We start from the raw sequence: 5,785 nt of genomic DNA on the forward strand, positions 1-5,785 counted from the left end.
CCAAGGCGACGGCGCCGAAGAACAGGCGCTGGCGGATGTGCGGCGCGCCGATGCCGGCCGCCGCGACGGCGTAAGATGCCGCTTCCAGGTCAGCCGCCAGAGCGTCGAACCACGCCCAGCCAGTCGGGCCCTCAACTGCCGCGCGAGACTTTCTGCCAACCGGTCCGAGCACTGCCGCGCTCGCGACCTGCTCGCCGAAGACGAGCTCCGGGCGGCAGGCTGCGACGAGCCGCAGGAATGCCGGGGCGAGATGGCGGTCATCGTCCTGTCCCTTGCGCTGCCCGGCCTGGCTGAAGGGCTGGCAGGGCGGCGAGCCGGTCCAAACCGGCAGGCTCTCGGCCACGCCCGCGAGGCGCAGTGCGTAGGGCCAGCCGCCGATTCCGGCGAAGAAATGGCATTGCGCGAAGCCGCGCAGGTCGGCGGGCTCGACGTCGAGGATGGAACGCTCGTCCACATCGCCATCTGGCAGCAGCCCGGCCGCGATCAACTCCCGCAGCCATGCACAGGCCGCGGGGTCGGCATCGTTGTAGTAGACGGCCATCAGGCGGCATCGGCCTTGTCGCCCAGCCGCTCCGCCTTCACCTGCGCGAAGGTCCGGCCGTCGCCGTCGAGGATCGCGTCGCGGCCAGTCTCGGCCTGCCAGCGTTCAACGGCGACATCGATGTAGGCCGGGCTGATTTCCATCGCGAAGACGCGGCGGCCGTTGGCCTCGCCCGCCATGATCTGCGAACCCGAGCCCGAGAACGGCTCGTAACAGAGGCCGCCGCGCGCAACATGCTGGCGCATCGGGATGCCGAAGGCGTCGAGCGGTTTCGGCGTCGGGTGGTCGGGCCGGTCGTCCTTGGCGAAGCTGGGCAGCGCCCATGTCGATGGCAGGGTTTCCTCGGCCACCTTCGGCGGACGGTTCGGCCGGCGCCAGCCCATGAAGCAGGGCTCGTGTTTCCAAAGGTAGTGGGACCGGGTCAGGACGCCGCGGTCCTTCACCCAGATGATTTGCTGGTGCACGAAGGCGCCCGCCTTCTCCCAGCAGGCTTCCAGCATCGCCTGGCGACGCGAGGCGTGCCAGCAGTACCAGGCGGCGTCCTCGGCGATGGCCTCGGCCACGGCCGCCGCGATGAAACCGTCGTAGAGCTCCGCGCCCTGCGAACTGTCGTCCCAGGTCGTGCCGTAGGACGCCGACCAGTCCTTGTTGCGGGTCGGATGGTTCGAGCCATCGTAATCGACGAGATACGGCGGGTCGGTCGCGAACAGCACCGCCCGCTCGCCATTCATCAAGCGGCGCACATCGGCATGGCTGGTCGAGTCCCCACAGAGAAGCCGGTGATCGCCAAGGATCCAGAGATCGCCCGTCCGGGACGCTGGATTGCGCGGCGGCTCGGGGATGGTCACCGGCGGCACGGAGCCCCCGGCGCCACCGTCTTCACCGTCCCCCTCCGGCAAAAACGCCAGCAGCTTGTCCAGTTCCCCGTCGGAAAATCCGACCAGGGACAGATCGAAATCCTCGGCCAGCAGCTCGTTCAGTTCCGCCGATAGAGCCGCCTCGTCCCAGCTGCCGAGTTCGGTCAGCTTGTTGTCGGCGATGCGATAGGCCCGCCGCTGCGCCTCGGTCAGATGCCCGAGCACGATCACCGGCGCCTCCGTCAGCCCGAGCTGCGTGGCGGCCAGCACCCGCCCATGGCCCGCGATCAGCTCGCCGTCCTCGCCGACAAGGCAGGGCACGGTCCAGCCGAACTCGGCCATGCTGGCGGCGATCTTCGCGACCTGGTCCGCGCCATGCACCTTCGCGTTCTTCGCATAGGGTTGCAGGCGCGCAAGCGGCCATTGCTCGATCCGCTCGGGGGCGAAGGCGAGGGTCATGAAGGATCCTGTCGATGATGTTGGGTGCGTCTGCGCGGTGGATTCCGGCTGGCGGAGTCCACCGGCTCCGGCTGGATTCCGGAGTCCAGGGTATCCGCCCCGGAGTCCACCAGCCAAGGCACTGTTATTGCGTGGTTATTTCAGGTTGCGTGGTGACTTCCGGCCGGGGTGGCTTCCCAAAAATCCGGCCCTGTCGCTGGCGATGCGCCGCGCTTCGCCCGCCAGCATACGATTTCCGCCAGGAAGGACCCGCGAACTCGTATGCTCAGGCGATGTTGACGTGAACGGGCATCGATCCATAACGAAAGGATCAACGCGGATCCTTTACTTGGATCAGTTCCAGCGACAGTATCCGTGCGCTCGTGATCGCGACGCGCGCTTCTCCCGAGGATAGCCAGAATCTACCCGAGAACTGGGGTTTTCGTCTCTTCGAAAAGTGTCCGGCGGACACTTTCCGCTTCGCTTCGCGAGCTTGCGATCATTCGCCGAGGAGCGCTCGCAGATCTTTCATCAGCAGGAAGAGATGATAGGGGTCGGTCGGACTTGGCTCGAAGTCGAACTGCTCGTACCAGGCGCGCGCTTCATCGTCCTTGGCATGAACGAGAAGCGCTCGGATACCTGCTATTTCGGCAGCTTGAGCCGTGCGCAGCAGTGCATCCTTGAGCAACGCTTTGCCCAGCCCCTTTCCCTGCTCGGCTCGGTCGATGGCAAGCCGCGCGAGGAGCATTACCGGGATCGGATGACGGGCAAGCCCTTTGCCGACACGACCGGGAGCGTCGGCATGTTCAACGGCGCCGACCGTGAGGCTGTAATAGCCCGCGACACGCTGCTCCCCGCGGCACACGACATAGGTCTGAGCGCTGCCCGCTTTCTGGTTGACCAGAGCGTGGCGTTGCAGGAATCGATCCAGAGGTTCCTTGCCGCAATCAAACGCGTCGACCTCGTGGGAGGCATCGAGCTTTTGGACGGCAGAGAACGATTGGTTCTCCGCCGTCACTCAAGCACGCTCTTCTCGGCGAGCAGTCTGGCGAGGCGCGGCTTGCTCTGGACGGGGCGATCGAGAACATCCTGGAAGGCTTGCCACTGGGCGTCATCCAGCCGGAACATGCGCCGATCGACGAGCGCTTCCTCGGCGGCACGAATGCCCGCCTCGAGCAGGAACTCCGTCACGTTCTTGTGCGAAAACGTGGCTGCACGCTGCAGCAGTGCCTTCATGGTCGGCGTGGTGCGCACCTCGATACGTTCGGACTTTGCTTCGGCTACGGGCATTGGCTGATCTCCTGTCCCAATTCCTGTATCATACGGACAACGTACGGACAAGAAGTTAATTGGGGTGACTGGTCGGGTCCTCGCAAGCCCCTTTGACCATTTCAATCACGTAGCGGCGCGACCGGAGACGGGGGACATTGCGCTGGTTAAGCCGCCATGCGATCACGCAGAGCGCGTAGAGCCAGTGCTCATGAGCCGCCGACCGCTGCAATCCGACGGTCCAGCAGATGGTTTTCCAGCGCTCGCCGTAGGCGCGCAGCCAGACGATCTTGCCGTCGATCGGATCGAGCCCCACCGTCCAGCTGAGCGTCTCCTCCATCCGGCTGATCGCGGCGGGTGACGGGATGACGCGCATCGGCTTTGGCTCCTGCCCGACCTTGTCGGCGAAGCTATGGATGACCTCCGGCCAGACGCTGAAATATCCCTGACGCCGGGGTTCGGGCAGGCGCTTGAGCACGAAGGCCGCTTCCGCGAGACGTTCCTCGACGAGGCTCGGTGTCCACTGGGTCATCGACGCGCCTCCTTAGCCTGATCGCGGTCGCCATAGAGCTTCTCGCCGAGTTGCCGGACGAGCTCACGCTCGGGCCAGGTCAGCCGGTCGTCATCGAGAGAGACCGCGAGGACACGCTGCTCGCGCCAGCCATCGCGCTTGACTTGATCGGGGGTGCGGCGCTGGCCGCCATATCCACGTGGCGTCCACCTCACAGCACACCTCCCCGGGTCTCCATCGCCCAGAGCAGGATCGCGATCGCGTCGGCCTCGTTGTCGTCGGCGGGTTGGAACCCGCGCTGGCGCATCGCGGCGAGCACGGCTTCCTTGCCGGCGTTGCCCTTGCCCGTGGCGAAGCGTTTGATGGTGCCGACAGGAACGCCCTGATAGGCGACGCCCTGACGCTCGCACCAAGCGGTCAACGTCGCCAGGAAACCGCCGTAGATGTGGGCGGCGTCAGTGCCGATATGGCGCCGGACCTCCTCGAAATAGATCGCGGCCAATCCACCGCTGTCGTCGGCCAGTTGTTCGAGCCAGTGCTGGAAGCGCAGGTAGCGCATGCCGCCGCCGTCGTAGCGGCCGGAGCGGAAGCTGGCGGTTCCGCTGTGCACGATCCCGCCCGCCAGGCTTGCCCAGCCCGTGGTGGTGCCGAGATCCAGGGCGAGAATGGCGCCGCCCGCGGATGTCGAGATGACCGGGGCCGGAAGGGGCGCGCTCTTTGGGAGGGGTGACGGGCATTGGCTCATGGTGGTGGGTCCTTCTCGTCTGATGTCGGTGAGGGAATGGACGGCACGCTGCCTGCGCGCGTGAAGCCCCTGGGGGTGGGAGTGGGAGAACCCGCTCGGCGCGGTTCTCCCCCACCCCCGAAGGGGGTGGCTTTCACCCCCACAACTTCGAGAGCGCATCAACATGCTGAAACTGTTGAGGAAATCGAAGTTGGGACGACCCATGGCGTCGGTCGCGTTCCCAACTTGAATCTGCGAAAGGCCGCGCAGCGGGGCGCGCGGGAGCCAAGGTAGTTGGGACGAGCTTTCCCAACTTGAATGTGCGCGGGATGGCTGGGCGGACCGCGGCGGCGCGAAGAGCAGCGAAAGTAGTTGGGAAGCTGGCCGCCCAGCTCGCCGCAACTTGCCACAACTTGATCCTGCGTAAGTCCGCGTAATCGGGATGAGCTGGCGCATCACGAGGTCACCTCCGTCTGATAGACCCAGACCAGAGGGTTCTCGACCGGCAGCGCCGCGCCGCTCTGCGGGCATTTGTAGGTGCTGGGAAGGACAGGGATCCGGACGGGCACGATCTCGCCGGTGTCGGGGTCTGCCGTCTCTTCTCCGGTCGGGAACGTCATGCCCTCGACGCAGAGATAGCCGAACTTCGARCGCGAGGTYGGCAGACCGAACGGCGCGCCATCGCGAACGAACTTGATGAAACCCTTTGTGGCCAGCACGCTGATCCGTTCGCGGATCGTGTCCTTGCCGCCGAGCCCGGCCTGGTTCTCGAAGCTCTCGGCGAATTGCAGAGCGGTGTAGAGCCGGCCGGCCTCGGCCTCATCGAAGAGCAGTTGAAGGATCACGTCGTGTTTGCGCGCGCGCTCAGCGTCGAGCTTCTCGCCGAACTCGCGACGCACGAGCCTTGTCTCCGAGCGGTCGATCGCGATCCAGCGTCCGTCCGCCTTGTCGACGATCATCGGCTCGATGCCGGGGCCGTTGCGGAGCTCGAAATGCAGCATCCGCTCCGGTCGGTCCTCGTCGGGCCGGTGCATGATCACSCCGGAGGTGTAGAAGCTGCGGAGGCTGCCCGCGCCCGASAGCGCCATGAACGGGTCCTCGACGAGCTGCTTCTTGGTGATCTTGCGGGTGTGATGGCAGAGGATCAGGCCGGCATCCGGGGCTACGGCGTCCCGCAGSGCYTCGACCCGCTCCTGCAGGAAGAAGAGCATCGCGGTGTTGTCGTTCTCCCCGCCGCCGTCSGGRCCSCCATCGAAGAGATTGCGGATCGGGTCGATGCAGAGGATGTCGGGCGCGCCATGGCCGTAGTGGGCGCGGACCGCGGCGATGGTCAGGCCCACGCCGCCGGCGTCGAGCAGCATGCGGACCTTCGGCGTGGCGACGAGATTGTCGCGCGCCGCGGCCAGGAGCGCCGGCTCGATCCGGATGGCCTGGAGGCGCTCCCG

General features: G+C 66.1%; 8 protein-coding genes. All 8 read right to left on the minus strand.

Annotation, left to right across the window (positions count from 1 at the left end):
* The coding region (locus L598_RS19635; RefSeq protein ID WP_144865416.1) for a DNA cytosine methyltransferase at positions 1–541 on the minus strand (541 nt) is incomplete at its 3' end.
* Positions 541–1,857, minus strand: a complete 1,317-nt coding sequence (locus L598_RS19640) for a DNA methyltransferase (protein WP_144865418.1) — start codon at positions 1,855–1,857, stop codon at positions 541–543. The genes L598_RS19635 and L598_RS19640, both read right to left, overlap by 1 nt.
* A gap of 478 nt (positions 1,858–2,335) precedes the next feature.
* The gene (locus L598_RS19645) at positions 2,336–2,854 is read right to left on the minus strand and encodes a GNAT family N-acetyltransferase (protein ID WP_144865420.1); all 519 of its coding nucleotides are present in this window, start codon (positions 2,852–2,854) and stop codon (positions 2,336–2,338) included.
* Positions 2,851–3,126, minus strand: coding sequence for a DUF1778 domain-containing protein (locus tag L598_RS19650; protein ID WP_144865422.1), 276 nt, complete (start codon positions 3,124–3,126; stop codon positions 2,851–2,853). Before L598_RS19650 ends, L598_RS19645 begins: the two co-directional genes overlap by 4 nt.
* 55 nt (positions 3,127–3,181) lie before the next feature.
* Positions 3,182–3,637: a DUF6362 family protein gene (locus tag L598_RS19655; protein WP_144865424.1), complete on the minus strand. Its 456-nt coding sequence runs from the start codon at positions 3,635–3,637 to the stop codon at positions 3,182–3,184.
* Entirely contained in the window at positions 3,634–3,831 is a 198-nt protein-coding gene (locus tag L598_RS19660; protein ID WP_094462827.1) for a hypothetical protein, read from the minus strand. The genes L598_RS19655 and L598_RS19660 overlap by 4 nt, the downstream gene beginning before the upstream one ends.
* The gene (locus tag L598_RS19665) at positions 3,828–4,361 is read right to left on the minus strand and encodes a hypothetical protein (protein WP_246658849.1); all 534 of its coding nucleotides are present in this window, start codon (positions 4,359–4,361) and stop codon (positions 3,828–3,830) included. The genes L598_RS19660 and L598_RS19665 overlap by 4 nt, the downstream gene beginning before the upstream one ends.
* 434 nt (positions 4,362–4,795) lie before the next feature.
* The coding region (locus L598_RS19670) for a hypothetical protein (RefSeq protein ID WP_210245032.1) at positions 4,796–5,785 on the minus strand (990 nt) is incomplete at its 5' end.

Origin of the sequence: Mesorhizobium sp. J18, assembly GCF_007829525.1 — a bacterium.
Lineage (GTDB): Bacteria > Pseudomonadota > Alphaproteobacteria > Rhizobiales > Rhizobiaceae > VLJP01.